The organism is Sodalis ligni (genome assembly GCF_016865525.2).
In the GTDB taxonomy this organism is placed as follows: Bacteria; Pseudomonadota; Gammaproteobacteria; order Enterobacterales; family Enterobacteriaceae; genus Acerihabitans; species Acerihabitans ligni.
This window is the reverse complement of sequence record NZ_CP075169.1, coordinates 6,003,373-6,027,840: the sequence shown is the minus strand read 5'-3', so window position 1 is coordinate 6,027,840 and position 24,468 is coordinate 6,003,373. Positions and strand designations below refer to the sequence as shown.

The window sequence follows — 24,468 nt, the reverse complement described above, 5'->3', positions numbered from 1 at the left end:
TGGACCAACATGAAGAGAAAATTTTCCTGGCAAACTTAGTGGCGGCATTTAGAACAACACAGTGGTATATGAAGCGCAATTATATGCCCGGTAAGGGAATGGAGAAGACCGCGCCACGTTCTTGAAAGGGAAAATTCAATGACGGTAAGAGGTTAAGATGATTCAACATAACGTGTTGTTCCGGTTCAAGGCGACGCTCGGCGAAGATGAAATTCATCGCATCAGCGCAGCGTTATTGACCATGGATCGGTATATTCCGGGTATTATCAACGCTTCATGGCATGAAAATATCAGCCGCGAACAACACGATTACGGATTCAGGCACAAAATAAGCCTTTATTTTGCCGATAATGACGCGCTGGAAATTTATCTTAACCACCGCCATCATCTTTATGTCCGGGAAAATATTATTCTGCCGTCTCTCACCGACGGGGTCTGTTCAGTGCTGATTTTCGATGCGTTATTATCCCGGGAAGCCGAGACCTGACCTTCCCCGTGCCATTTGCCTCCGTTATTCCGCTTCCACGCTGATATGCAGCGTGTCATAACGCCAATATTCCAAGTCACAATCGATAATCCGCGCATACTGATCGCGATTGATACGGGTAATAAACAGCGCCGGGCTGTTATCCGCCACCTTCAGCGCCTGCGATGCCGCGAGGGGAAAGGTGGTGGGCAACATGTCGAAACGGACCTTGCCATAACGGATCCCATAGCGGTTAGCGTAGAGTTCGGTGAGGGAAGAGGTGAGATCTTCTTGCAAAATCGCCGGGAAAAAAGCGACATTGAGATAATGCTCCACATAAAGCACCGCCCGCCCGTCGATGCGTCGCACCCGTCGAATACAAAATACCCGCCCCCCCACCGGCAGGTCCAGATGGGCGCATATCGCGTCCGGCGCCACGATTTCACCGGCATCCAATACTTCGGTATCCGGTTTTCGTCCCTGTTCCCTGACCATGGCATGAAAATGGCTGCGCTGAAGCGGGTTATAGATAATCCGCGGCGGGCTGACAAACCAGCCGCGGCGCTCCTCGCGATAAATCATCCCTTGTGCTTCCAATTGACCCAGGGCTTCTCTTAGGGTGATGCGGGTGGTGGCGAACTGCTCGCTAAGGATGCGCTCCGCCGGCAAACGGTCGTTATGGGTCAATACGCCCTGGGTGATCCAGCCGCTAATGGCCTGGCAAATGGCGGTAACGGTTTTCTGCCGGGAAAGGCTTTGCAGAAAAGGAGCGTCATTTTGAGGCATTTTAGTCACCCATCTGCATTGTCATAGTGCATGATTTTCCGCCTTTGCGGATGCGGTAGTGAAACCATAACAAAAAACAGGCTAAAAGAATTACTGACATCAAATATTCATCTTTATTAAGTAGATTGGCTTGGTTCTTGCTGGACTAGACCAGTTATCTGTTCCATTCACACACTATCATCCGGAGCATCACATATGAAACTTTTGTTCGCTTCAGTGTTAACAACCGCGATTTTGCTGGCCAGCCAGGCCGGTTACGCCGCACCCGCCGATGTGGCGGCGTTACAAAAAGCAGCACAACAAGAAGGCGAGGTTAATAGTGTCGGTATGCCGGACAGCTGGGCAAACTGGAAAGACACCTGGGCGGATTTGTCCAGTAAATACGGACTCAAGCACAGCGATACCGATATGAGTTCGGCCCAGGAAATCGCCAAGTTTCTGGCGGAAAAAAATAACGCCAGCGCCGATATCGGCGACGTGGGATCCTCTTTCGGGCCTTTGGCGGTACAAAAAGGCGTAGCGCAACCCTATAAACCCAGTACCTGGGATCAGGTGCCCGCCTGGGCAAAGGATAAGGACGGCAACTGGGCGTTGGCCTATACCGGCACCATCGCTTTTATCGTCAATAAGCAGACGGTAAAACAAATACCCCATAGCTGGGCCGATCTTCTTAACGGCAGTTACAAGGTTTCCGTAGGGGACGTCAGCACCGCGGCGCAGGCGGTTAACGGCGTCCTGGCGGCGACCTATGCCATGGGCGGCAACGAGAAGAACCTGAAACCGGGCCTGGATTTCTTTGCCAAGCTGGCCAAAGCCGGGCGGTTGGGACTGAATAATCCCACTATCGCTTCGCTGGAAAAAGGGGAAGTGGATGTGGGCATCGTCTGGGATTTCAACGGCCTTAACTATCGCGATACCATCGACAAAACCCGCTTCGAGGTGCTGATTCCTTCCGACGGCTCCATTACCTCGGGTTATACCACCATCATCAATAAATACGCCAAACACCCCAACGCCGCGAAATTTGCCCGGGAATATATCTTCTCCGACGCCGGACAAATCAACCTGGCCAGAGGTTATGCCCGTCCTATTCGTATAGAACATTTGACCCTGCCGGAGGATGTCAAAGCCAAACTGCTGCCTATCGGGCAATATAAAAACGCCCATCCCATCGCCGATCAGGCCGCTTGGGAGCAGAGCGCTAAAACCTTACCTCGGCTGTGGCAGGAAAATGTCATGATATCCATGCAGCAGTAAGTCAAGGAGTCCTGATGAAAACTGTGCTGGTGATACTGGACGGATTAAATTATCAGGTAGCCTATGACGCCATGGGTTATCTGCATGCGGAATGCGCGGCGGGGCACGGATGCCTCTATTCGCTGGAATGTGAATTGCCGTCATTATCGCGGCCATTGTACGAATGCATTCTTACCGGCATGCCGCCGGTGGAGAGCGGCGTGGTCCACAATAATGTGGTGCGGCTTTCCCGTCATCGCAGTATTTTTCATTATGCCCGCGCCGCCGGTTTGACCACCGCGGCCGCGGCGTATCATTGGGTAAGCGAACTCTACAATCGCGCGCCGTTCGATGCGGCCCGCGATCGCCATACCCTCGACCCTGAGGCCGCCATTCAGTACGGGCATTTTTACCATGCGGATCATTATCCCGATTCCCATGTGTTTGAAGACGCCGAAAGCCTGCGGCTGCGTTATCAGCCGGATTTCCTGTTAATCCATCCGATGAACATCGACGATGCCGGCCACCGTTTCGGTTTATCCACGCCGCAATACCGTAACGCGGCGCGGACGGCGGACGGGCTGTTGTCGTTATATCTGCCGGAGTGGCTGGCCGGGGGTTATCAGGTCCTGGTGACCGCGGATCACGGTATGAACGATGACCGTAGCCATGGCGGAATTCTGCCGGAAGAGCGCCAGGTGCCGCTGTTTGTCTTCGGCGAAGCGTTCAGCCAATCGCCGGCGGCGGTGCGGCAAACTGAACTCTGCGGCACGGTATGTTCTTTGCTGGGGGTGGAGCATGATAAACCGGTCTGTGGGGGGATACTCAAATGAAGGGTAAATGGCTGGCGGCGGCCATCATGTTGCCCTTTGTCCTGTTTTTCTGCGCCTTCCAGATTGCGCCGATGATTTGGATGGCTTTTAACAGTTTTAACAGCGAGACGGACGGATGGGGATTTGCCAATTACCAGGAGATACTCACCTCGCCGTTTTACCGGCAGGCCATCGTTTTTTCCCTTGAGATAACCTTCTGGTCCAGCCTGTTCGGCCTGTTGATCGCACTGGTGTGCAGCTATTCACTGCGCCAGCTGGGCGCCACCCGATTGCGCACCGCGGTGATGTCTTTTACCAATATGACCAGTAACTTTACCGGGGTGCCCCTGGCGTTCGCCTTTATCATCCTGCTGGGCACCAACGGCTGCGTCACGCTGATTCTGCGCCGTTACGGCGTGCTGGAGGACTTTAACCTTTACTCCAAACCCGGATTGATGGTGCTTTATACCTATTTTCAAATTCCGCTGGGGGTGCTGCTGCTCTATCCGGCGTTCGACGCCTTAAGCGAGGATTGGCGAGAGTCAGCGGCGTTGCTGGGGGCAGGACAGGTGCATTACTGGCGCTACATTGGCTTACCGGTGCTGGCGCCTGCCCTGTTGGGTACCTTCGTTATTTTGCTGGCAAACGCCCTGGGGGCTTACGCCACGATTTATGCGCTGACGGGCGGTAATTTCAACGTTATCCCGATTCGCATTGCCGCCCTGGTGGCGGGGGATCTGGACCTGGATCCGAATATGGCCAGCGCCTTGGGTATGTTCCTGGTGGTGCTGATGGTCTTTATTACCCTAGTGCATCAATGGATCATCCGGCGGAGCTACACCCATGCCCGTCCTTAATCTATTGCCGGCCGGCTGTTCAGGAGGCTCTGATGTCGCGTATTGAAAATTTCTATCACCGTGGCGTGGTCACGGTCATGCTGATTATCCTGTTATCACCGTTGGTCGCCACGTTGATTTACGCATTTTCCAGCCAGTGGGGCTCGACGATTTTGCCCGAAGGCTTCACGTTGAAGTGGATGACCGAGCTATTGCAGGATCCCCGCTTCCTGATTGCGCTGGAGCACTCATTAATCATCTGTTTCGGCGCCCTGGCGTTATCGGTGGTGCTGGTGCTGCCCTTAATGTTTGTGATTGCTTACTATTTTCCCCGGCTTGATTCAGTTATGAATATCCTGATCCTGCTGCCGTTTGCCGTACCGCCGGTGGTGTCATCGGTAGGCTTGTTGCAGCTCTATTCCGACGGCCCGCTGGCGCTCACCGGTACGCCATGGATCCTGATCGGTTGTTATTTCACCATAGCGCTGCCCTTTATCTACCGGGCCATTACCAACAATATGCAGGCCATTCATTTGCGCGATCTGATGGATGCGGCGCAGTTGCTGGGGGCCAGCACCTGGAAAGCGGCAATTTTGGTGGTGCTGCCGAATCTGCGTAAAGGCTGTATGATCGCGTTGCTGCTGTCCTTCTCTTTTCTGATAGGTGAGTTTGTGTTCGCTAACCTGCTGGTGGGCAACCGCTTTGAAACGCTGCAGGTTTACCTGTACAACCTGCGTAACGGCAGCGGTCATTTAACCAGCGCGCTGGTCATCTCATACTTCCTGGTGGTACTGCTGCTGACCCTGGCGGCGAATACCGTTAACAAGGACAAGGATTAATCATGTCTTATCTGGCGGTTAAACAACTCAACAAACATTACGGACCGACCCAGGTCTTTGAGAATATCGATTTCAGCGCGGATGAGGGTGAGTTTGTTACGCTGCTGGGTCCCAGCGGCTGTGGAAAATCCACGCTCTTGCGCTGCCTGGCGGGGCTGACCTCGGTGGACAGCGGGCAAATCGTTCTGCAGGGAGAAGACCTGGTGCCGCTGGCGCCGCAGCAGCGGGGCATCGGCATGGTATTTCAGAGTTATGCCCTGTTCCCGAATATGACTGTGGACGGCAATGTGTCCTTCGGCCTGAAAATGCAGAAATTGCAGTCCGCCGAGATCCGCCGGCGGGTGGAAGAGGTGCTGGCATTGGTGGAATTACAGGAATTCGCCCACCGCTATCCGCACCAGCTTTCCGGCGGGCAGTGCCAGCGGGTAGCGCTGGCGCGCTCGCTGGTGACCCGGCCGCGGCTGCTGTTGCTGGACGAGCCGCTCTCGGCGTTGGATGCCCGTATTCGTAAACATTTGCGGGATCAAATCCGCCGTATTCAGCAAGAGCTGCGCTTGACCGCGATATTCGTCACCCACGATCAGGAAGAGGCCCTGACCCTGTCCGACCGGGTGGTGTTGATGAATAAAGGTAAAATCGTGCAGAACGGCAGTGCGGAGATGCTTTATACCCGGCCGGTGAATGCCTTCGCCGCCGGGTTTATCGGCAGTTACAATGTACTGAGCCCGCAGCAGGCCGCGTTGCTGACTGGACGTTCCTGGCAGGGACAAGTGGCCGTCCGGCCCGAGTCCATTACCCTGGTTCCGGTCGGCCAGGGCATTGAGGGACGCATCCTCAGCCACAGCCTGCTGGGGAATGTGATCCGTTATCGTGTGGAAACGCAAGGCATTGAACTGCTTGTAGATGTTTTGAACCGTTCGGTGGCCGATCTCCATCCTAATGATGTGCAGATTGGTCTACAGTTAGATATAGCGACATTATGTGAGGTGGCATGAGGCTGGCGTTATTCGATCTGGATGAAACTCTCATCAATGGCGATTGCGCCAGCTTGTGGAGTCGTTATATGTGCGAATTGGGGTGGACGGAGGGCAGCGCCTTTGTCCGGCGGGAGCAGACGCTGATGCGGCAATATGCCCAGGGGACACTTTCCATGGATGAGTATATGTCCTTTACCCTGCAGCCGTTAATCGGCCGTTCAACCGGCGAAGTAAGGCACCATGTGAACCGGTTTATCGAGAGCGTGATTGTTCCGGCCATCCGTGAAGAGGCCAGCCGCTGTGTTGATGCCCATCGGGCCCGTGGGGATAGGGTTATCGTCATTTCCGCCTCCGGTGAACACCTGGTGACGCCCATTGCGCAGCATTTCGGCATCAGTGAAACATTATCCATTAAGCTTGAAGTGCTGGACGATTCCTATACCGGTGAGACCACAGGCATATTAACCTATCGGGAAGGAAAGGTGGCTCGTTTGTCGTCGCTGTTGGGGGGAGATTTATCGGTATTGGCCGAGGCGAGTTTCTACTCCGATTCCAGTAACGATTTGCCATTACTGATTCAGGTCGGCTATCCCCATGCCGTTAATCCGGATAGCGTCCTGCTGCGGCATGCCCAAGGGGCCGGGTGGCCGATTCACCGCTGGTAATTAAGGAGTTTTGATACGCGTGCTGACTTTGTTGCATCTGCTTTCCGCGGTGGCATTACTGGTATGGGGCACTCACATTGTCCGTACCGGGATTATGCGTGTATACGGCGCCCGTTTACGCCAGGTGCTGAGTAGCAGCGTAGAAAAAAAGCCCATGGCGTTTATGGCGGGTATCGGCGTTACCGCGCTGGTGCAAAGCAGCAACGCCACGGCAATGCTGGTGACCTCCTTTGTGTCCCAGGGGTTGGTGGCCCTAACCCCTGCCTTGGTGATTATCCTCGGGGCGGATGTGGGCACTGCCTTGATGGCCAGGGTGCTGACCTTTGATTTATCCTGGCTTTCGCCACTGCTGATTTTTATCGGCGTCTGCCTGTTTCTCGGCCGCAAGCAAGCGCGAATCGGCCAGATAGGCAGAGTGTTTATCGGCCTGGGCCTGATCCTGCTGGCCCTGGAGCTGATTGTAGCCGCCGCGGCCCCTATCACCCAGGCCAACGGCGTTAAAGTCCTGTTCTCCTCCCTGACCGGGGATGTGGTGCTGGATTCCCTCACCGGCGCCCTGTTCGCCATTATCAGTTACTCCAGCCTGGCGGCGGTATTGCTCACCGCCACGCTCACCGCCACCGATGTTATCTCTTTTAAAGTCGCCCTGTGCCTGGTGATTGGCGCCAATCTCGGCAGCGGCATCCTGGCGATGATTAACGCCAGCGGGCAAAATGCCGAAGGCAAGCGGGTGGCCCTCGGCAGCCTGTTGTTCAAATTGATCGGCTGCGTGGTGGTTTTACCGGTTATTTCTTTACTGGCCGATCTGCTGGACCGCCTGCCGGTGAGCGCCGCCGAGCTGGTGATTTATTTCCATGTTTTCTATAACCTGATCCGCTGCCTTGTCCTGGTGCCTTTTGCCGGCCCGATGGCCCGTCTCTGTACGCAATGGATAGGGGATACGCCGGCCAGCGAACTCGGGGTTCGGCCCCGCCATTTGGACGTGAGCGCGCTGGATACCCCGGCGCTGGCATTGGCCAACGCTTCCCGCGAAACCCTGCGCATGGGGGATGTGGTGGAGAGTATGCTGCTGCTGCATCATGAGGTGCTGCACGGCCAGCCGAACAAGGATCGTGAAGTACGCCGGCTGGATGATGATGTGGATGTGCTTTATACCGCCATCAAGCTTTATCTGGCGCAAATGCCGAAAGAGGATTTGGATGAGCCGGATTCCCGCCGCTGGGCGGAAATCATCGAGATGGCCCTGAACCTGGAACAGGCCGGGGACATCATCGAACGCATGACCGGCGATATTGCCGCCAAGTCCCTGGCAACCCGCCGGGCATTTTCCCCGGAAGGGCTACAGGAACTGGATACCCTCCATGAACAGCTGGTATCCAATCTGCGCCTGGGCCTGTCGGTGTTCCTGTCGGGGGATATCACCAGCGCGCGGCGTCTGCGGCGGGCAAAACACCGGTTTCGCATCACCGATCGCCGCTATGCCCACGCCCATGTGGACCGGCTGCATCAGCAAAACGTCCAGAGCCTGGAAACCAGTTCCCTTCATTTGGGGTTGCTGGGAGACATGAAGCGCGTCAACTCGCTGTTCTGCTCGGTGGCCTACAATGCGCTGGAACTGGAAGAAGAGGACGCGGACGACCTGGACGATCGCCGCAAAACACCAAAAATTGTCTAAGCATTACCCGAACAGGTTATGATGCAGGGTTTTCACCACCTGTTCGGCGTCCTGTCCGGGTACCAGCAGGCACAGATTATGGCTGCTGGCGCCGTAGCAAATCAGCCGGATATTAAACGGGTCCAGTACGCCGAACACGTCTTTGCCCACCCCGCAGGCTTGGGAAAGCTTATTGCCGATCAGCGCGATCAGCGCCAGATTTTCTTCCACCTCCACCCGGCACAGGGACGAAAGCTCCGTAAGCAGCGAGGTGGTCAACAGGCTGGCGCTGGTGGAGGTAGAGCCGGTGGTATCCATGGTCAGCGCCACGCTCACCTCCGAGGTGGTAATCAAATCCACGGAGATGTAGTGGCGGGCCAGAATATTGAAAACTTCCGCCAAAAAGCCCCGGGCCTGCAGCATGTTGAGGCTGTGCAGCGTCAACAGTGTTTGCCGGCGGCGCAGGGCGATGGCGCGGAACAGCGGAGGATTGGCGGTTTTGTTGCACACCAGCGTGCCGCCGATATGGGGGTCCTTACTGGAGCCGACAAACACCGGGATATCGCTGCGCACCGCCGGCAACAGCGTAGCGGGATGGAGGATTTTGGCGCCGAACGTGGCCATCTCCGCCGCTTCCTCAAAGCTGATTTCATCAATCCGCCGCGCTTCCGGCACCACGCGCGGGTCGGTGGTGTAGATACCCGGCACGTCGGTCCAGATATCGATTCGCGATGCATGCAGCGCTTCGCCAAGCAGCGCGGCGGTGTAGTCGCTGCCGCCCCGCCCAAGCGTCGTGGTGCGTCCCTTGGCCTCGCTGCCGATAAAACCCTGGGTAACGGTAAGCGACAAGGAAAGCCGCGGCAACAGCAGATTCCGGGTCAGCTCCTTCAACGTGCCGATATCCGGTTCGGCATGGCCGAAACGATCGTTGGTGCGCATAATCTTGCGCACATCGAACCACTCCGCCGCCACCTGGCGCTGGCGCAGTATCTCCACAAACAGCAGGGTGGACATGAGCTCGCCGTGACTCACCAGCTCATCGGTCAGGGCGTGAGAGGTCGCCAGCCCCGCCGCTTCGGAAAGCATGGCGATATTATCGAGCATGCGATCGATTTCTTCGCGGATGACCTGTGATTCCGCCAGGCGATCGATAATGGCGTATTGAATTCGGCGAATTTCATCGAGATGGAAGGCGCGCCTTTCCGGCTCATTCCCTTCCGCCAGCGCCACCAGTAAATTGGTGACGCCCGCGGAGGCGGACAATACCACCAGACGAACCGAGGGATTGGACAGGACGATATCCGCGCTGCGATTCATGGCGTCGAAATCAGCGACGCTGGTACCGCCGAATTTTGCCACGATTAGGGGGTGTAATGCTGTTTCTGCCATGCTCTTGCTGCCTCGTATCAAGCTGTCATCCATATCCGTGATGACAACGTTTAAATAATGCCGGCACGTGTTAAGAGCGTAGAACAGGGAGCAGACGTAGATGAACTACGATACGCCCAGAAGCGCCCCACCGTGCCTATCGCCCAACGGCGAATATGCGGGTGACAACCCAGGGGATTCAGCCCATGCGGTCGGTAGCGGAAATTCCGTGCATTCACCGCCACCTCGGCGCCGCTCCCCCTCGGGTTCTTTCAACGGAAAACGGATCCTCCGGAACCTTGCCTGGGCGGCGCGCCTCTTCTGGTTCACGCATATACCCGTCATGCTTCAAGTTGCAGGTGCGTGCCGCCTTCCTGCAACTCCAATTATTCAAGGTATTGGATGCGCAACTAGGCCACTACAAATAGCGGGTAATTTTGTTCCTGTCAACGAGCAGCGTAAGGGGATATTCAATTTGCCCGCAAGTCATGGCGATAGCGCAAATCCGTTCGACTCTGTTACTCTGAAATACAGGCGCCCGCCTCGCGAGGCCATGGCGCGATCGTTTTTGCCGGTGGTTGTAACTATCCAAATTAATTCGAGTTGCGGGAAGGCGGCACGCGCCTGCAACGTGAAGCATGGCGGGTATATCGCAATAAAAGGCATCGCAAGCCGAGTCCTTAGCGATACAATCACCGTTATCGGATCTTTTTAATTCTCAAGAAGAGCGTTGCTATGAAAAATATTAACCCTATCCACACGGCGGCCTGGAAAGCGCTGCAACAGCATTATGATCAGATGAAAAACGTGAAGATAAGCGATCTGTTTGCCCAGGACAGCGATCGTTTCAGCAAATTCTCCGCCACTTTTGACGACCAGATGCTGGTGGACTTCTCCAAGAACCGGATAACCGGCGAGACGTTGGCGAAATTACAGGACCTGGCTAAAGAGTGCGATCTCTCCGGGGCCATCAAGTCCATGTTCTCCGGCGAAAAAATCAACCGTACCGAAGATCGCGCGGTATTGCATGTGGCGCTGCGCAACCGCAGCAATACGCCGATTATTGTGGACGGTAAAGACGTCATGCCGGACGTCAATGCGGTACTGGCCAAAATGAAACAGTTTTGCGAACGGGTAATCAGCGGCGCATGGCTGGGCTATACCGGTAAACCTATTACCGACGTGGTGAATATCGGTATCGGCGGTTCGGATCTCGGGCCTTATATGGCCACCGAAGCGTTGCGGCCTTTTAAAAATCACCTGAGCATGCATTACGTCTCTAACGTTGACGGAACCCATATCGCCGAAACGGTCAAACATCTCGATCCCGCCACAACGCTGTTCCTGGTGGCCTCCAAAACCTTCACCACCCAGGAAACCATGACCAACGCCCACAGCGCCCGGGACTGGTTCCTGGCCGCCGCGGGGGATGAGAAACACGTCGCCAAGCATTTTGCCGCCCTCTCTACCAACGGCAAGGCGGTAAGCGAGTTCGGTATCGATACTGACAATATGTTCGAATTTTGGGATTGGGTGGGGGGACGCTACTCGTTATGGTCTGCCATCGGCCTTTCCATTGCCCTGTCCGTGGGGTTCGATAATTTTGAACAGCTGCTCAGCGGCGCCCACGCCATGGACCGTCATTTCGCACAAACGCCCGCTGAACAAAACCTGCCGGTGCTGCTGGCGCTTATCGGCCTGTGGTATAACAATTTCTACGGTACCGAAACCGAAGCCATCCTGCCTTACGATCAATATATGCACCGGTTTGCCGCCTATTTCCAGCAGGGCAATATGGAATCCAACGGCAAATATGTCGATCGCAACGGGCAGCCGGTCACCTATCAAACCGGGCCGATTATCTGGGGTGAACCCGGCACCAACGGCCAGCACGCTTTTTATCAGCTGATTCATCAGGGCACCAAAATCGTACCTTGTGATTTTATTGCGCCGGCAATCAGCCATAATCCCCTAAGCGATCATCACGCTAAGCTGCTGTCGAATTTCTTTGCGCAAACGGAAGCCCTGGCATTCGGCAAATCACTCCAGGTGGTGGAAGATGAATTCGCCGCAGCGGGTAAAACGCCGGAACAGGTGACCCATGTGGCGCCGTTTAAGGTGTTTGAGGGCAATCGCCCCACCAATTCCATTTTGCTCAAAGAGATCACCCCCTACAGCCTGGGTGCTTTGATTGCATTGTATGAACACAAAATTTTCACCCAGGGCGTCATCATGAACATCTACACGTTCGACCAATGGGGCGTAGAACTGGGTAAACAGTTGGCGAGCCGGATCCTGCCGGAATTAGCCGCTGACGACCATGTCACCAGCCACGACAGCTCAACCAACGGATTGATAAATCGTTTCAAAGCCTGGCGCCGCTGATTACGCTACAGACCGAACGGGCAGCCAAGGAGTGGCTGCCGTTATGGCCCCGAGCGTTGCCGCTTATGGTATCCGCTTGTTTATAATTAACTTTTTGATAAGAGTAAGGTTAATCCTAAAAACCGGTAAAAGGCTTTTAACAATTTTTATATGCGACTTGGCTGAAAAGAGCCATAAAATTTAAAAGCATGTTACTTCAAGCGGATAGGCTGTTATAATCTCGTTGCTATTTACCCTGGCAGCCGCTATAAAGCCGTGAGAATTTTCTGATTTATTATTGTCATGAAAGCTTCATAGCATTGAATAATCTGTCTATTCCTCGCCTATATTAGCGTTTAATCTTACAAATTTTCGATCAAATAGCGGAAGTCACTGGTTTAAGCCACCGGAGACTTTTGAATGCCATTTTTTAGCCCCTGATTCACAGGGATGAATGCAAGATATATTTTATTGCATTATATTGCTTTATGATGCTTATATAAGGCAAATCAACATTCCAGTGCTTTATAGTCATCATCCTCAAGAGTCTAAGGTAATAAATATGAAAAAACTGTTTAATGTTGTAATAGCTGCGATGCTGATGGCTAGTGGTTCCTACGCGATAGCGGCTGCACCTACCACCACCACTTCCAACGGCACCACGGGCAGTACGGCCGCCGCTTCAGGTTTGGGCGCGGGTGCCGCGACGGCAATCGGTGTCGGTGCGGTGGCATTGATAGCGGGTGCTGCGCTGATCAGTTCCCACAACGATGACAACGGTGATAACGGCGGTGGCGGTGGAACAACCGGAACCGGAACCACCACTTCAACCCGATAAAATATAATTACTCGATAACCACACATTTGTGTGGTTATTTTTTGGTCTCCTTCGTTTGGGATGAACGACGTGCGCTATTTCTTCTTATTGGTGGTGTGCTTTCTGGTGGCCGCGTGCAGTCCAGCGCAACAAGGTATAGGCGAGACGTTTAAAGTAGCTGTATTTGGTACGCCCGATGTGGAAAGGACCCCTGAACAGATTCGGGATCTTCCATATGCCAGCATGTATGTCAAGGTCAATAAAGGCTCGCAGATATTTGTCGTTCTGGCGTATGCCGAGAATGGCTTCCTGAAGTGGGTTACCCGTGACAAGGCCATGCTTGTCACCCATAACGGCCGGCTGGTAAAAACCCTGGATTTAACCGACAACCTTCTTGAGGTGACCAATCTGGCCTCGGATCCGCTGGCGCACGCCAACAGGATTACCGATGGCACCGAATGGACCCGCGTTCAGTCCTGGACCCAGAATAAGCAAACCTATTCCGCGTCGTTCACTTCCCGCTTCAGTATCGCCGGCAATGAAACCTTGACCGTAATGAACGTTCCCCAGACCTATCGCATCCTTGATGAAGATGTCACCGTGGCGCAATTGAATACCCATTATCGCAACCGTTTCTGGATCGACACGAGCACCGGCGCCGTAGAAAAAACCCAACAATTTATCGGACCGGATTTTTTCCCGATTGAAACCACCACTTTAAATCCTTATAAGCCATGAAAAAACGACTCTTACTGATAGTGAGTTTATGTGCTGGTTTTATTGCGTCCGCCTCTGCCGACAGCCGGGTGTCTATCTATCTACCGGGCCGGTCCCAGGCCGTTGTGGTCAATGGCGCGACCCACCTGGGACAAATCGCGCTTAATCCGGCGCTGGCCGGACATACCTGGTGGCCCGGCACCGTTATTGCGGAAAAACTGGCTACCGCCGCACAGCTTGATCAGCAGCGGCAACTGGTGGCAAGGCTGGGAGCGCTGAGCGCTGAACTGAGACAGGATAGCAACGACGGCCTGGCAAATTCCGTGGATCAGGTGCGCAGCCAGCTTGCCGGCTTGAAAGTCACCGGCCGCCAGTTCGTTTCCATGGATCCGGATTTCATCCGGCTTGAAGACGGGGCCGATCGTAAATTAAGCGGCGATTATACCGTGTATGCCCTGGCGCGGCCCACCAGCGTCCATGTGTTCGGCGCGGTAACGCCCGCCGGCTCGCAGCCTTATCAGGTGGGCAGCGATGTGTCCGATTATCTTGATAGCCATGATCGTTTAAGCGGCGCCGAAAAAAGCTATGCCTGGCTTATCCAGCCCGACGGGAAGTACCGCCAGGTCCCGGTAGCCTACTGGAATCGCCGCCATAACGAAGCGGCGCCGGGCAGCATTATTTTCGTCGGCTTTTCTTCCTGGTCATTACCCAGTGCTTATCAGGGCTTAAATGAACAAATTGTTTCCTTGTTGACTCACCGGATCCCTGACTGATGAAAAAAAAATATCTATTCAGCCTCATCGCTTTGTCAGTGGCCTCCGCTTGCCAGGCTACCCCTTATACCGAGCCTTTGGGTCCGTCGCAGATGGATATGGGCGGCGTGGGCCTGCTGCAAACCCCTACCGCGCGCATGGCCCGGGACGGGGAATTCAGCCTTAACTACCGTGACAATAATCAGTATCGTTTCTGGTCGGCCAATATCCAGCTGTTCCCCTGGCTGGAATCCACCGTGCGCTACACCGACGTCCGTACCCGCCTGTACAGTAATGATCCGAATTTCAGCGGCGGTCAAACCTATAAAGACAAGGGCATCGATTTCAAGCTGCGCCTGTGGGAAGAGGGGTATTACCTGCCGGAAGTCTCTGTGGGCATCCGCGATTTCGGCGGTACCGGCCTGTTTGACAGCGAGTTTGTGGCCGCCAGCAAGGCCTGGGGACCTTTTGACTTCTCCGTCGGCCTTGGCTGGGGATACCTGGGTACCCGGGGTAACGTTAAAAACCCCTTCTGCGAGGCCTCAGACAAGTTCTGCCACCGCGACAACAGCAATAATACAGCCGGTTCGTTTAATACCGGCGATTTTTTCCACGGCCCCTCGGCGATTTTCGGCGGCGTCGAGTACCAGACGCCGTGGCAGCCCCTGCGCCTGAAGCTGGAGTATGAAGGCAACAATTACCAGGACGATTTTGCCGGCGATCTGAAACAGAATACGCCGGTGAATGTCGGCGCGATTTATCGGGTCGCCGACTGGGCGGATGTCAATCTTAGCTATGAACGCGGCAACACCCTGATGTTCGGTGTGACCCTGCGCACCAATTTCAACGACTTGACCCAGAAGCACCTGGACAGTGAAAAACCGGCCTACCAGCCCAATGAACAGTCCGATATGCTGCAGCATCAGGTGGTGGCGCAGCAGTTGGAGGATCTGAACAGCAATGCGGGTTATACCGCGCCGCATATCCAGGTCAAGGGCAATACCATGTACATGACCGGTCAACAGGATAAATATCGGGATGGTACGGAGGGCGTGGATCGCGCCAACCGCATCCTGGTGAATAACCTGCCGGCCAATATCAATACCCTTAAAGTGACTGAGACCCGGCTGCATATGCCGATGGTGACCACCGAGACCGACGTGAAGAGTTTGCAGAATACCTTGAGCGGTTATCCGCTGGGGCATGAGCAGCCGCTGATACAGCGCCGGACCGAACCGGATGTTCCGGAGCGTGCCGAACAGGGCTATTATATCGACCGCAGCCGCCTGGAGCTGGGCTGGTCGCCGGTACTTAACCAGTCGGTGGGCGGCCCCGAGTCGTTCTACATGTATCAGCTGGGCGTGGAGGGTACGGCCAATTATTGGATAACCAATCATTGGGTTACCTCTGGCAGCGTGTTTGGTAATATTATCAATAACTACAATAAATTCAATTTTACCAATCCTCCCAGTGACTCCCATTTGCCGCGGGTTCGCACCCGCATTCGTGAATATGTCAGTAACGATGTCTATATCAGCAATCTGCAGACCGCCTACATCTCCGGTCTGGGCGACGGCTGGTATGGCCAGTTATACGGCGGCTATCTGGAAATGATGTACGGCGGCGTCGGCGGCGAAGTGCTGTACCGTCCGCTGGATGCCAACTGGGCGGTGGGCGTGGACGGTAACTACGTCAAGCAGCGTGACTGGAACGATATGATGCAGTTCGCCGACTACAGCGTCGCCACCGGTAACCTGACCGGCTACTGGCAGCCCAGCTTTATGAACGGGGTGCTGGTTAAAGCCAGCGTAGGGCGTTACCTGGCGAAGGACAAAGGCGTGACGTTCGATGTGTCGCGGCGCTTTGACAGCGGCATAACCGCCGGTGCTTTCGCCACGTTCACCAACGTTTCCAAAGAAGAATACGGCGAAGGCTCTTTCACCAAGGGATTCTACCTGTCGATACCGCTGGATCTGCTGACCGTAACACCGAACCGGACCCGTGCCCAGCTGAACTGGATACCGCTGACCCGCGACGGCGGACAGATGGTCGGACGCAAATTCTACCTGTACGGTTTAACCGACGAGCGTTCTCCCGCACTGAACTGATGACTTACCGACATCGGTTACTGCGCTGCCATGGCCTCCTCCCGGAGGCCATTTTATTGACTTGACGCCCGCCGCGGGCGATATTGGCGAGGGGAAACCCCCAGCAGATAATTCTCCCGCCGCAGGCGGGTCATTAAGCCGGCGTTCTGGGCTACAATAATGTCACCCGCTTATTTTCAAACGATGGGGAACGGTTGACGAATAATCTCTATATCTCATTGCTGGCGTCCATCCAATGGTTAACCCCACAGTCACCACAGCCTGATCCGACTAAAAGAGATTGGCTGCTGGAGTGCGATTCCATGACCCGGCGCCTGGAACGCCATTGCCGGCAGGTAAGCGTACAGCGGGCCAGGGAGGGGTACGTCTTCGCCGGCGAAGCGGGCGACGATATTGCCTTGCTGCCCGCCAGCGAGCGCTACTGGCTGCGTGAGGTGGTGCTGTACGGCGACGGCAATCCATGGCTGGCGGGCCGTATGATTATTCCCGCCGCGGTGCTGGAAGGACCGGCGTGCGCGCTCAAAACTCTGGGGGATATGCCGCTTGGGCGATGGCTGTTCCGCGACGGGATGCCGACCCGTGACTACATCCAGTTGGGTCGGGCGGGGAATTTATGGGCGCGTCGCTCTTGCCTGCGTCCGCATGGAAAGCCCTTATTGCTAACCGAACTGTTTTTACCGGATGCCCCTCTGTATCGTTAACAGCGGCGGCGTTTTGATGAAGTGAAGGAGAGAAAAGTGGAACACAGCGCCACAATGGGCAAATGGCAGGCCTGGTGCCGGTTGATGCGCATTGATAAACCCATTGGTTCTCTGTTGTTACTTTGGCCGACGTTATGGGCTCTGTGGCTGGCCGGACGGGGCACTCCCGATGTCGGCATTCTGCTGGTTTTTATCCTCGGGGTATTTTTAATGCGTGCCGCCGGGTGCGTGGTGAATGATTTCGCCGATCGCAAAATTGACGGCCATGTTAAGCGTACCGCGTCGCGCCCTCTGCCCAGCGGCCACATCAGTGAAAAAGAAGCAAAGGTCCTGTTCTTGTCACTGGTCACCGCGTCCTTCGGCCTGGTGCTGACATTAAATTCCATGACCATTGCCCTATCGGTGGCCGGATTGGTCCTGGCATGGGTTTACCCGTTTATGAAGCGGATAACTCATTTACCGCAGTTGGTATTGGGCGCGGCCTTCGGATGGTCAATTCCGATGGGGTATGCCGCAGTTAGTGAGTCCTTACCGATTTCATGCTGGCTGCTGTTCGCCGCGAACGTGCTGTGGACCGTGGCCTATGACACCCAATATGCCATGGTGGACAGGGATGATGATATCCGCATCGGCGTTAAATCAACCGCTATTCTGTTCGGCCGCTATGACAGGCTTATCATCGGTATATTGCAAGCGGCTACCCTGCTGTTATTGGTTTTGCTGGGATGGCGGTCGGGATTGAACGGCATTTTCTTTATCGCATTGGCGCTGGCGGGGGCACTGTTCGTTTATCAGCAAAAGCTTATCGCCGGACGTGAACGGCCGGCGTGCTTCAAAGCCTTTTTGAATAATAACCTGGTGGGCATGGTGATCTTTCTCGGCATCGCGCTGAGCCTGCTTGTCGAGGCGATGAAATAATCATCCGCAGCCCACAGCTCACGGAACTATGTCGACAGCCAGCATCGCAGTCGACAGACAACATCGCACAGCCCGCCCCTGGCGGCTTTCCGCCAAGCCGCCAGGGATTGTCGATACTGCTTATTCTACTCCGCCGGTGACGGCAGGGGTTGAAGTCCGGGGGCGGCAACCAGCAGGCTGGCGCTTTCTATGGTCAAATGCACTTCCGGCGTCATCAACTCGCTGAGTATCTCGCTCATTTCAAGCACCTTTCCGCTAATGGCATCGCCGCTGTCGCTGATGTAGTTCTCTTCGCGCAGCGTGGCCACCAGTGTGGAAAACACCGCCTTATCGAAAAACTCCGGCGCATTGATACCGTGCAAGACCGAGAGCCGCTGGGCCATGATCCGGCTCTCTTTCTCCAGCGTGCCTCGATTGATTTGAGGGTTGAACCGCAATAAGGAGAACGTAATGGCATAACGCTGCAGGGTTTCCCTTATTCCTGCGGCCAAGAGCTGCAGAGTTTGGGCGCGCACCGGGTTGAGCAGGAGTTGCCGCGCCTCCTCGATAATCAATCCCTGCCGGAGCAGCTCTTCAATCAGCGCATCGATAACCGGGCCGATCTCCGCCGTTTCATAGTGCATAAACAGTTCTGCTTTGAGCAGCGGGTAAAGCAGATAGCTATGGCGTAATAGCGTCTCGCGGTCTATACCGGGATGGCCGAGAATGATGCTGGCCACCAGCGACGGCAGGATAAATAAATGCTGGATGTTGTTCCGGTAGTAGGTCATCAGCACCGCTTGTTCTCGCGTCAAATAGATGATGTCGCCGATGGTGTCCTGCTCAACGCTGAATTTATTCATAGCCAGAGCATGCTCCAGCAAGCCTTCCGCCGTGGTATCCGGAATGGTCACATCCGCTGCGTAGGGAACGTTGCGCATCAGTTCCAGATAGCAGTTCAGTTGGTGCAGCAATTGTTCCCGGGTTAACGAACGCTGGCGTGAAGCCAGCAGTACCGTGGAACAAAGATTAATGGCATTCGCCGCGGCGGCGTTATTGATGCGCACCATGATTTTGCCGGCGATGTCATCCACCACCGGCGCCAGCCAGCCGGGACGCTGGGCTTCGATAGGATCGATGGAATCACGCCACTGCGGCACGTTCTGGCTCAGATAGGCGCTCAGTGACAAAGGCTCGCCGAAGTTGACATAACCTTGGCCCAGATTACGCAATTTACGCAACCCGCGCACCATCTGCAAAAATCCCTCTTTTTCCTTGGTGGCGCCGCGCAATTCCTTGGCGTAGGTGGCCACCTCCATGACATGTTCATAGCCGACATAAATCGGCACCAGGGTGATGGGCCGGTTTCCTCCCCGCAGCATGGCCTGGATGGTCATGGTCAGCGTGCCGGTCTTGGGCTCCAGCAGGCGTCCGGTACGGGAACGCCCTCCCTCCATAAAATATTCCACCGAGTAGCCGCGGGTGAACAGTTCCCCAAGGTATTCACGGAATATGGTGGAGTAGAGTTTATTGCCCTTGAACGTGCGGCGGATAAAAAATGCCCCCAGGCGCCGGAAAATCGGGCCCGCCGGCCAAAAGTTCAGGTTAATGCCGGCGGCGATATGCGGCGGCACCAATCCCTGGTGATAAAGCACATAGGACAGCAGCAGATAATCCATGTGGCTGCGGTGGCAGGGCACGTAGACGATTTCGTGGCCGTCTTCGGCCAGTTGCCGGACCCGATCGGCATTGCGTACGTGCAGACCTTGATACAGGCGATTCCAGGTCCAGCTCAATACCCGATCCGATAAACGTATGGCCTCATAAGAAAAGTCCGCCGCAATTTCCTCCATCAGCTGGATGGCGGTTTGCTGCGCCTTATCGGTGGAGATTTTTTTGCTGCGGGCTTCATCTTCAATGGCTTTTTCAATGGCCTTGGACGCCAGCAGCTTGTTAAAAAGATCCTGGCGTACCGGCAAACGCGGCCCAACCGCCACCAGGCGCTGGCGGGCAAAATGTATCCGGGCGACCCGGGCGAGCTTTTGCGCGATGGTCTTATCCGTGCCGTGTTCCGTTGCCATGTACCGCATCGACAGCGGATTGGAAAAGCGGACAAAACTGTCACGCCCCAGCCAGAGAATGGCGATGAATTTTTGAAAACCGTTCAGCAGCCGTAACTGCGGAGCCGGTTGGTTGGGCTGTGCTTCACGGCCCGGGGCGCGTCCGAACATCACGGAAACCGGCACCATTTGTACATCGAGCTGGGGGTTGTTACGGTGTAAGTCCAGGTAATTGTGGAATAACTTGACGGATTCCGGCTTCTCGGTGAAGTAGGAGAAAACCCGCGGACCATCGTTAATAAAGACATAACGCGGCAGCGTTACCCCGTCAATTTCCAGGGGAATCAGCGGATCCGGCAGTTGGAGCTTTAAGCACTGCCCGCGCAGGGTAAGCAAATCCGCTTTGGAATTATAAGGTAACACGTACATCATGGCCCGCATGGGATCCAGACCGGTTTCTTCCCGTGGATTCGCGGGGATTACCTTACTTCTCACCAGCAATTTTATTGGCAAATCCAATAACGCATAATAAATGTTACGCCAACCTGACATATCTGTGTGAAGCCTCTTGTTAGCATTGCGGCACAAGAATACCAGAAACTGCGCAACAGATCTGTGGTGATGAGAACGCAAAGAACCGGTAATATGGGCGCAATTTTCCTCAAGCGCGCAAATGTATGGCAAACCAAATCAGTGGACTTAAACGTATCTATAACGCCATGGGATATTCATTAAAAGGATTATCAGCGGCCTGGCGTCATGAAGCGGCTTTTCGGCAGGAAGCGGTAATAGCCATCCTTGCCATCGTACTTGCATATTATCTCGAATCCGACGCTATTTCGCGTATTTTATTGATTGGCTCGGTGTGGCTGGTATTGGTGATGGAAACGATAAACAGCGCCATAGAAGCGGTGGTGGACCGCATCGGGCCAGAGCTGCACCCCCTCTCGGGACGGGCAAAGGATCTCGGGTCGGCTGCGGTTGCGCTGGCCATCATATTGGCGGCCTGGGTCTGGATAACCTTGCTGTGGCGACTATTTCGATGATGGCTTCTCTTAACCGTTGTTAAATTCAGCCGTTTTTATTACGTTTTGCCACACATGAGGTTTTCAATTGGGCTCGACCTGTATATACTCACATGAAGACTGTATAAACAAACAGGGGACGGAATGAAAGCGTTAACCGCCAGACAACAAGAGGTTTTTGACCTTATCCGCGATCATATATCGCAAACCGGCATGCCGCCGACACGCGCGGAGATCGCCCAACAGCTGGGGTTTCGCTCACCCAATGCCGCCGAGGAGCACCTTAAGGCGCTGGCGCGAAAAGGGGCGATTGAGATTGTCTCCGGCGCTTCCCGCGGGATCCGTTTACTCATTGAGGAAGAGAGCGGTTTGCCTCTGATTGGCCGCGTGGCGGCGGGCGAGCCATTGCTGGCGGAACAGCATATCGAAAGCCATTACAAAGTCGATCCTGATTTGTTCAAACCCCATGCGGACTTTTTGCTGCGCGTCAGCGGCATGTCAATGAAAGACATCGGCATCATGGATGGTGATTTGCTGGCGGTGCACAAAACGCAGGATGCCCGTAATGGCCAGGTGATTGTCGCGCGGATTAACGATGAAGTGACGGTAAAACGCCTCAGAAGACAAGGCAATATCGTTGAGCTGTTACCTGAAAACAGTGATTTCTCCCCCATCGTGGTAGATCTACGCCAGCAGGAGCTCACTATCGAAGGATTGGCGGTAGGTGTCATTCGCAACGGCAATTGGATCTGAGCCTTTGTCTGGACCCGCTTTGATCTGTTGGTGACTCTAGGTAGCGTATTCTCCCCCGGTTTGGTTTTCGGCGTCCTTTATCAGCTTCGGCGGCCGCAGATTTATTGGGGGAGCTGTGGCGCGTCGTTTTGTTCCGTTCAATAACCTTTTGCATCTTTTCTTGCCTCGCTTTATTCAATACTTGCCGTAATTAATCGCTGTTCCCGCCAGCTATCCGCGTTAGAGCATAAGTGAAGTTTATACATAGTCTGTTACATTTATCGTCATTCTAATTTCCTCCGCTACCTGCTGTTTTATATCGCCTTATGGTAAAAAACGCGGGAATTACCGTCCATATGACGTCAAATCCTCTGCCAAATAAGCCTTTCGCCAAACGCACTGCTATACTTAATCTCATAGGGTTAGCTTATAGATTAACGATGTCAGACGTTTTCTTTAACGAATCCGATTATTCATTAACCGCTGCAAAGGTTAATGATTAAAATTCCTCACCAAACGATAGTGAAGGAGTTTTACAATGAATACTGACCAAGCAAGCGGCAACTGGAAGCAATTCAAGGGTAAAATGAAAGAACAATGGGGCAAACTCACCGATGATGATTTGACCGTTGTTGAAGGAAGCGTGACCAGTTAATCGGTAAAATTCAAGAACGTTATGGTTACGGCAAAGAAGCAGCAGAAAAGGAAGTTTCGAACTGGGAAACCCAGAATAAATATCGCTGGTAGCGATGTGACGTGGTAGCCCGCTATTACGTTGGTTACCCGAAATAATCAGATTAATGTTCCTACCCAAAGGTACAAGGATGTACCACCTTACTAATCACATACTTAAACTAATCTACTAAAAATTTTAATGCCTCCCTGTTTAACTCTTACCTCTTTTTGATCCCAATGCTATGGTCATGTCCGCAATTATGCAGCCGATCGCAGGATTGCACTTCGGAACACTTGAGGCAAAAACCATGGGCTTCCACAACGTTATGCCGCATGGCAAAACCCGCTGACCGGGCCATGCGTTGTAGAATCTCCTCAATCCCCTCGGTGGATTGCTCCGTGACCTGGCCGCAGCGATCGCAGATAAAAAAAGCCGAGGTATGGCTAGGCTCTTCAAAATGATGGCACAAGACAAAGCTGTTGGTTGACTCGACGCGATGGATAAATCCCTGCTCCATTAGAAAATCCAGTGCGCGATATATAGTCGGCGGTTTAGCCTGGGGTTCTGAGGCCCGTAACAGATCAAGCAGATCGTAGGCGCTAATGGCCCCCTCCTGCTGCGTCATCAGGCGCAATACTTCGAGCCGCTGCGGCGTCAGGCGTACATTCCGTTGTTCACACAATTGTTCAGCTTGACTGAGCAATTGCGAACTAGTCATGCTTTTCATAGGGAACCCCCGTAGCTTATCTATCCATCATCTTATCATGATGACGATAAAATACCGAATTTAGGGATGTAAGCCGAGCGAGGCTATAGCATTCCCGGCTAACGGTCAGCAAAACAGGGCAGAGAAGAGCTTTTATGCTGTCAGGCGTGGCGACATATTTATTTCCCGGGGAGGGTGGCTGTTGATGCCTTCCGTAACGCTATTGGCGATGGTAATCAGGTGATAGATAACCTGTTTGTTGCTTGCCCTGGTTTTCCTCTTGATATTTATCTTATGGGAGGAAAGGGTTTTTTCTTTGATATGCAAATGTGAACAGATATGTAACGTATCGTAGCCGGACATCCACATTGTGAGGACTTCAGCTTCCGTTTTACTAAAGCGCAGTGGGGAAAATCCAAGTTTGTTATTATCATCCAGCCATGTTCTGACATCGAGATAATAACGGATAATCATATTGATAGTGCTGATTTTGATAAACTTTGAAGTGATAATGACATTCTTTTTGATTGGGATAAAATCATAGAATTTTATGCTTTCATTACCGATAAAGATAAAAAAGAGCGTCGCCGGATGCTGTTCTATGACGGTCTTGAGCTCCTCATTATTGTGCTGATATTGAAAATAATTCTGATTGATAAAAATAATGGAAGGAGATGCTGTTTCGCATTTTTTTCTCAATGTTGACAAACTGTCCAGTGTTCGAATACTTCCTTTAACACCATTTGCGCCAAGAGAGCTTTTCAGCGCATATCTGGTGTATGTGCATGGATCAAGAATAAACACTGTCATAATAATCGCGATATCTACAGTTATGGTTATTGATAGGGGAAGGATGCGTTAGTTCGTTCTATAAATTCCCTTTGAAGACGAGAACAGTGCCTTCGGTATTTGTTTACCGGCTGCTTGTTCGGTTGAATATGATTTTTCTCTTTCTGTTTTCCCTGAAATGCAGAGCCAGGCTGATTATGGTAATCAGCAGCATAAAAGCGATAAGCACGCTGTAAATAATCATACTTCAACCTTTCACTCAGTAATGAAGACGGCGACGCATTAAATCCATGTGATAGAGGATTATGACCAGTTTGTAAATCGCCATTGAAGCCATTGGGACGTAATATAAGTTATTTGGTACAAAATGAGATTTTTTACAAAAAAAAGCTATTGAATGTTAATACTTCGCTGCCAAACCGCGGTTTGCGCACGGCGTACCTCCGGTCGTTTGAAACGCTTGGCAGGGTGTTACCGCCACCGGA

General features: G+C 53.6%; 22 protein-coding genes, 1 pseudogene and 1 riboswitch. Of the genes and pseudogenes, 18 read left to right on the top strand and 5 right to left on the bottom strand.

Translation table 11 applies throughout. The annotated features are described in order from the left end of the window. Window positions 1-157: 157 nt before the first annotated feature. Window positions 158-487: a Dabb family protein gene (locus GTU79_RS28005; protein ID WP_203523745.1), complete on the top strand. Its 330-nt coding sequence runs from the start codon at window positions 158-160 to the stop codon at window positions 485-487. A 24-nt stretch (window positions 488-511) separates the two neighbouring features. Here GTU79_RS28005 and GTU79_RS28000 read toward each other — a convergent pair whose 3' ends face one another. After that, window positions 512-1,252 (bottom strand): UTRA domain-containing protein, encoded by a 741-nt coding sequence (locus GTU79_RS28000; RefSeq protein WP_203523744.1) that lies wholly within the window; start codon window positions 1,250-1,252, stop codon window positions 512-514. Between the two features lie 195 nt (window positions 1,253-1,447). Between GTU79_RS28000 and GTU79_RS27995 the strand changes: the two genes are divergently transcribed. The 7 genes from GTU79_RS27995 to GTU79_RS27965 are packed head-to-tail and all read left to right on the top strand — an operon-like array spanning window position 1,448 to window position 8,292. Then, the gene (locus GTU79_RS27995) at window positions 1,448-2,509 is read left to right on the top strand and encodes an ABC transporter substrate-binding protein (protein ID WP_132924505.1); all 1,062 of its coding nucleotides are present in this window, start codon (window positions 1,448-1,450) and stop codon (window positions 2,507-2,509) included. Window positions 2,510-2,523: 14 nt separating this feature from the next. Beyond that, window positions 2,524-3,321, top strand: a complete 798-nt coding sequence (locus tag GTU79_RS27990) for an alkaline phosphatase family protein (RefSeq protein WP_203523743.1) — start codon at window positions 2,524-2,526, stop codon at window positions 3,319-3,321. Beyond that, the gene (locus GTU79_RS27985; RefSeq protein WP_203523742.1) at window positions 3,318-4,157 is read left to right on the top strand and encodes an ABC transporter permease; all 840 of its coding nucleotides are present in this window, start codon (window positions 3,318-3,320) and stop codon (window positions 4,155-4,157) included. The genes GTU79_RS27990 and GTU79_RS27985 overlap by 4 nt, the downstream gene beginning before the upstream one ends. Window positions 4,158-4,189: 32 nt before the next feature. Then, entirely contained in the window at window positions 4,190-4,975 is a 786-nt protein-coding gene (locus GTU79_RS27980; RefSeq protein ID WP_132924511.1) for an ABC transporter permease, read from the top strand. 2 nt (window positions 4,976-4,977) lie between these two features. Continuing rightward, window positions 4,978-5,970, top strand: coding sequence for an ABC transporter ATP-binding protein (locus GTU79_RS27975; RefSeq protein ID WP_203523741.1), 993 nt, complete (start codon window positions 4,978-4,980; stop codon window positions 5,968-5,970). Further along, the gene (locus GTU79_RS27970; RefSeq protein WP_203523740.1) at window positions 5,967-6,617 is read left to right on the top strand and encodes an HAD family hydrolase; all 651 of its coding nucleotides are present in this window, start codon (window positions 5,967-5,969) and stop codon (window positions 6,615-6,617) included. Before GTU79_RS27975 ends, GTU79_RS27970 begins: the two co-directional genes overlap by 4 nt. 19 nt (window positions 6,618-6,636) lie before the next feature. Further along, window positions 6,637-8,292: a Na/Pi cotransporter family protein gene (locus GTU79_RS27965; protein WP_132924517.1), complete on the top strand. Its 1,656-nt coding sequence runs from the start codon at window positions 6,637-6,639 to the stop codon at window positions 8,290-8,292. A gap of 3 nt (window positions 8,293-8,295) precedes the next feature. Here GTU79_RS27965 and lysC read toward each other — a convergent pair whose 3' ends face one another. Then, on the bottom strand, window positions 8,296-9,660 hold the full coding sequence (lysC, locus tag GTU79_RS27960) for a lysine-sensitive aspartokinase 3 (protein WP_203523739.1): 1,365 nt from the start codon (window positions 9,658-9,660) through the stop codon (window positions 8,296-8,298). A gap of 112 nt (window positions 9,661-9,772) precedes the next feature. Continuing rightward, a riboswitch (Lysine riboswitch) is annotated at window positions 9,773-9,968 on the bottom strand. A gap of 406 nt (window positions 9,969-10,374) precedes the next feature. On the opposite strand from lysC, the gene pgi reads away from it, so the two are divergent. The 7 genes from pgi (at window position 10,375) to ubiA (ending at window position 18,016) form a co-directional block, all read left to right on the top strand. Next, window positions 10,375-12,024 (top strand): glucose-6-phosphate isomerase, encoded by a 1,650-nt coding sequence (gene pgi / locus GTU79_RS27955; protein ID WP_203523738.1) that lies wholly within the window; start codon window positions 10,375-10,377, stop codon window positions 12,022-12,024. 433 nt (window positions 12,025-12,457) lie between these two features. Then, entirely contained in the window at window positions 12,458-12,841 is a 384-nt protein-coding gene (locus GTU79_RS27950; RefSeq protein ID WP_203523737.1) for a hypothetical protein, read from the top strand. Between the two features lie 69 nt (window positions 12,842-12,910). Further along, window positions 12,911-13,558 (top strand): YjbF family lipoprotein, encoded by a 648-nt coding sequence (locus GTU79_RS27945; RefSeq protein WP_203523736.1) that lies wholly within the window; start codon window positions 12,911-12,913, stop codon window positions 13,556-13,558. A 68-nt stretch (window positions 13,559-13,626) separates the two neighbouring features. Further along, window positions 13,627-14,310, top strand: coding sequence for a capsule biosynthesis GfcC family protein (locus GTU79_RS27940; RefSeq protein WP_338091449.1), 684 nt, complete (start codon window positions 13,627-13,629; stop codon window positions 14,308-14,310). Beyond that, a complete protein-coding gene (locus tag GTU79_RS27935) occupies window positions 14,310-16,397 on the top strand; it encodes a YjbH domain-containing protein (protein ID WP_203523734.1) in 2,088 nt (695 codons plus the stop codon). Before GTU79_RS27940 ends, GTU79_RS27935 begins: the two co-directional genes overlap by 1 nt. Before the next feature lie 194 nt (window positions 16,398-16,591). Continuing rightward, window positions 16,592-17,098, top strand: a complete 507-nt coding sequence (gene ubiC, locus GTU79_RS27930; protein ID WP_203523733.1) for a chorismate lyase — start codon at window positions 16,592-16,594, stop codon at window positions 17,096-17,098. A 54-nt stretch (window positions 17,099-17,152) separates the two neighbouring features. After that, on the top strand, window positions 17,153-18,016 hold the full coding sequence (gene ubiA, locus GTU79_RS27925) for a 4-hydroxybenzoate octaprenyltransferase (protein WP_213085631.1): 864 nt from the start codon (window positions 17,153-17,155) through the stop codon (window positions 18,014-18,016). Window positions 18,017-18,141: 125 nt separating this feature from the next. Here the strand turns inward: ubiA and plsB are convergent, their stop codons facing one another. Continuing rightward, window positions 18,142-20,607, bottom strand: a complete 2,466-nt coding sequence (plsB, locus tag GTU79_RS27920; RefSeq protein WP_132924535.1) for a glycerol-3-phosphate 1-O-acyltransferase PlsB — start codon at window positions 20,605-20,607, stop codon at window positions 18,142-18,144. 125 nt (window positions 20,608-20,732) lie between these two features. Here plsB and GTU79_RS27915 point away from each other — a divergent pair, with 125 nt between their 5' ends. The 3 genes and pseudogenes from GTU79_RS27915 to GTU79_RS27905 all read left to right on the top strand — a co-directional run bounded on the left by GTU79_RS27915 (window position 20,733) and on the right by GTU79_RS27905 (window position 22,559). Continuing rightward, complete coding sequence (locus tag GTU79_RS27915) at window positions 20,733-21,101, top strand: diacylglycerol kinase (protein ID WP_132924537.1); 369 nt, start codon at window positions 20,733-20,735, stop codon at window positions 21,099-21,101. A 123-nt stretch (window positions 21,102-21,224) separates the two neighbouring features. Beyond that, on the top strand, window positions 21,225-21,833 hold the full coding sequence (gene lexA / locus GTU79_RS27910; protein ID WP_132924539.1) for a transcriptional repressor LexA: 609 nt from the start codon (window positions 21,225-21,227) through the stop codon (window positions 21,831-21,833). A gap of 517 nt (window positions 21,834-22,350) precedes the next feature. Next, window positions 22,351-22,559 (top strand): annotated as a pseudogene (locus tag GTU79_RS27905) (CsbD family protein). A gap of 146 nt (window positions 22,560-22,705) precedes the next feature. Here GTU79_RS27905 and zur read toward each other — a convergent pair. Then, entirely contained in the window at window positions 22,706-23,215 is a 510-nt protein-coding gene (gene zur / locus GTU79_RS27900; protein WP_132924543.1) for a zinc uptake transcriptional repressor Zur, read from the bottom strand. 132 nt (window positions 23,216-23,347) lie between these two features. Beyond that, window positions 23,348-24,004, bottom strand: a complete 657-nt coding sequence (rcsA, locus tag GTU79_RS27895; RefSeq protein ID WP_132924545.1) for a transcriptional regulator RcsA — start codon at window positions 24,002-24,004, stop codon at window positions 23,348-23,350. Window positions 24,005-24,468: the final 464 nt, after the last annotated feature.

What these genes read in the sequence shown, in the direction of transcription:
- GTU79_RS27985 (WP_203523742.1), top strand. Translation starts at nt 3,318, where the DNA reads ATGAAGGGTAAATGGCTGGCGGCGGCCATCATGTTGCCCTTTGTCCTG.
- GTU79_RS27990 (WP_203523743.1), top strand. Translation starts at nt 2,524, where the DNA reads ATGAAAACTGTGCTGGTGATACTGGACGGATTAAATTATCAGGTAGCC.
- plsB (WP_132924535.1), bottom strand. Translation starts at nt 20,607, where the DNA reads ATGTCAGGTTGGCGTAACATTTATTATGCGTTATTGGATTTGCCAATA.
- GTU79_RS28000 (WP_203523744.1), bottom strand. Translation starts at nt 1,252, where the DNA reads ATGCCTCAAAATGACGCTCCTTTTCTGCAAAGCCTTTCCCGGCAGAAA.
- zur (WP_132924543.1), bottom strand. Translation starts at nt 23,215, where the DNA reads ATGAAAAGCATGACTAGTTCGCAATTGCTCAGTCAAGCTGAACAATTG.
- GTU79_RS27935 (WP_203523734.1), top strand. Translation starts at nt 14,310, where the DNA reads ATGAAAAAAAAATATCTATTCAGCCTCATCGCTTTGTCAGTGGCCTCC.
- lysC (WP_203523739.1), bottom strand. Translation starts at nt 9,660, where the DNA reads ATGGCAGAAACAGCATTACACCCCCTAATCGTGGCAAAATTCGGCGGT.
- pgi (WP_203523738.1), top strand. Translation starts at nt 10,375, where the DNA reads ATGAAAAATATTAACCCTATCCACACGGCGGCCTGGAAAGCGCTGCAA.
- lexA (WP_132924539.1), top strand. Translation starts at nt 21,225, where the DNA reads ATGAAAGCGTTAACCGCCAGACAACAAGAGGTTTTTGACCTTATCCGC.
- ubiA (WP_213085631.1), top strand. Translation starts at nt 17,153, where the DNA reads ATGGGCAAATGGCAGGCCTGGTGCCGGTTGATGCGCATTGATAAACCC.
- GTU79_RS27950 (WP_203523737.1), top strand. Translation starts at nt 12,458, where the DNA reads ATGCAAGATATATTTTATTGCATTATATTGCTTTATGATGCTTATATA.
- GTU79_RS27975 (WP_203523741.1), top strand. Translation starts at nt 4,978, where the DNA reads ATGTCTTATCTGGCGGTTAAACAACTCAACAAACATTACGGACCGACC.
- GTU79_RS27980 (WP_132924511.1), top strand. Translation starts at nt 4,190, where the DNA reads ATGTCGCGTATTGAAAATTTCTATCACCGTGGCGTGGTCACGGTCATG.
- GTU79_RS27995 (WP_132924505.1), top strand. Translation starts at nt 1,448, where the DNA reads ATGAAACTTTTGTTCGCTTCAGTGTTAACAACCGCGATTTTGCTGGCC.
- GTU79_RS27970 (WP_203523740.1), top strand. Translation starts at nt 5,967, where the DNA reads ATGAGGCTGGCGTTATTCGATCTGGATGAAACTCTCATCAATGGCGAT.
- GTU79_RS27915 (WP_132924537.1), top strand. Translation starts at nt 20,733, where the DNA reads ATGGCAAACCAAATCAGTGGACTTAAACGTATCTATAACGCCATGGGA.
- GTU79_RS28005 (WP_203523745.1), top strand. Translation starts at nt 158, where the DNA reads ATGATTCAACATAACGTGTTGTTCCGGTTCAAGGCGACGCTCGGCGAA.
- rcsA (WP_132924545.1), bottom strand. Translation starts at nt 24,004, where the DNA reads ATGACAGTGTTTATTCTTGATCCATGCACATACACCAGATATGCGCTG.